Source organism: Mesorhizobium sp. M7A.F.Ca.US.014.04.1.1 (assembly GCF_003998745.1).
In the GTDB taxonomy this organism is placed as follows: domain Bacteria; phylum Pseudomonadota; class Alphaproteobacteria; order Rhizobiales; family Rhizobiaceae; genus Mesorhizobium; species Mesorhizobium ciceri.
The window spans coordinates 1-1,729 of sequence record NZ_RZRW01000874.1 but is presented as its reverse complement, the minus strand read 5'-3'; the positions used below and the strand labels follow the sequence as shown (position 1 = coordinate 1,729).

The window sequence follows — 1,729 nt, the reverse complement described above, 5'->3', positions numbered from 1 at the left end:
GATCAGCACCGCTTCCATGCCGAGCGCATCGGCGACCAGGCAAGCGTGCTGGCCGCCGGCGCCGCCAAAACAGTTCAAGAGATATTCGGTGACGTCGTAGCCGCGCTGCACGGAGATCTTCTTGATGGCATTGGCCATGTTTTCGACGGCGATGGTGACGAAGCCCTCGGCGACAGACTCGGGCGACCGGCCGTCGCCGATTTCGGCGGCGAGTGCGGCGAATTTTGCCCGTACCGTCTCGACGTCGAGCGTCTGGTCCTGGCCGGGTCCGAAAATGGCCGGGAAGAAATCGGGCTGCAGCTTGCCCAGCATCACATTGGCGTCGGTGACGGCGAGCGGGCCGCCGCGCCGGTAAGCTGCCGGGCCGGGATTGGCGCCAGCCGAATCCGGCCCGGCCCGGAAGCGGCCGGCCTCGTAATGCAGGATCGAGCCGCCGCCGGCGGCGACGGTATGGATGCGCATCATCGGCGCGCGGATGCGCACGCCGGCGACCTCGGTGTCGAAGGCGCGCTCATATTCGCCGTCATAGTGAGCGACGTCGGTCGAGGTGCCGCCCATGTCGAAACCGATGACCTTGTCGAAGCCGGCGAGCCTGGCCGTCTCGACCATGCCGACGACACCGCCGGCTGGTCCTGACAGCAGTGCGTCCTTGCCCTGGAACATGTCGGCGGCGGTGAGACCGCCCGACGACATCATGAACATCAGGCGGGGGAATCGATCGCTCTCCCCCACAAGAGGGGAGCTTGGCGCCGCACCCAACTCTCCCGCCACCCTTTGCACATAGCGCGATAGGATCGGCGACAAATAGGCGTCGACCACCGCGGTGTCGCCGCGGCCGACCAGCTTGATCAGCGGCGAGACCTCATGGCTGACCGAGACCTGGCTGAAACCGAGTTTGCGGCAGACTTTCGCCACCGCCTTCTCGTGCTCGGGGTATTTCCAGGCGTGCATGAAGACGATGGCGACCGCATCGATGCCATCGGCCCTGGCCTGTTCGATCGCCGGCCGGCAGGCGGCGATATCGAGCAATTGTTCGACGCAGCCATCGGCGCGCACACGCTCGTTGATTTCGATGACGCGCTCGTAGAGCTGTTCGGGAAGGATGATCTCCTTGGCGAAGATGTCCGGGCGCGCCTGGTAGGCGATCTTCAGCGCATCGCGGAAGCCCTTGGTGATGAGCAAAAGCACGCGGTCGCCCTTGCGCTCCAGCAGCGCATTTGTGGCGACCGTGGTGCCCATCTTGATGTCGCCGATCAGGCCGCTCGGGATCGTGTCGCCGGCCGACAAGCCAAGAAGGTCGCGAATGCCCTGGATGGCGGCATCGTTATAGGCTTCGGGATTTTCGGAGAGAAGCTTGCGCGGGTGCAGCCCGCCCTCCGGATCTCGGCCGATGATATCGGTGAATGTGCCGCCGCGGTCGATCCAGAAATCCCATTTTTCGGTCATGACAGCCCCTGGCGCTCTTCTGTTCGATCGGTGTTTCGGCACATGCTGTTAGTTCGCTACGGCCTGAGCGGCAATCGCAAATGAACCAGACGATGTTACATGCGGAAACGCAACGTTACGAAACTCATGGCCGGCTGACGCATTTGTCCTTCGACCGCTCACGGCAACGTGAGCGTGTGTTGAAGGAGAGACAAATGAAAAAGCTCATTCTCGCGTCCGTTTCCGGTTTGGCTTTGCTTGGCGTCGCCGCCTGCAGTGACAGCGGTACGGACAACACCACCAC

1 protein-coding gene and 1 pseudogene are annotated in these 1,729 nt (G+C 63.4%); one reads left to right on the top strand and one right to left on the bottom strand.

The features are described from left to right. On the bottom strand, positions 1-1,446 hold a 1,446-nt coding region (locus EOA22_RS32585; protein WP_281040810.1), incomplete at its 3' end, for a hydantoinase/oxoprolinase family protein. An 80-nt stretch (positions 1,447-1,526) separates the two neighbouring features. Here EOA22_RS32585 and EOA22_RS32580 point away from each other — a divergent pair. Further along, positions 1,527-1,729: pseudogene (locus EOA22_RS32580) on the top strand (hypothetical protein); the annotation flags it as partial.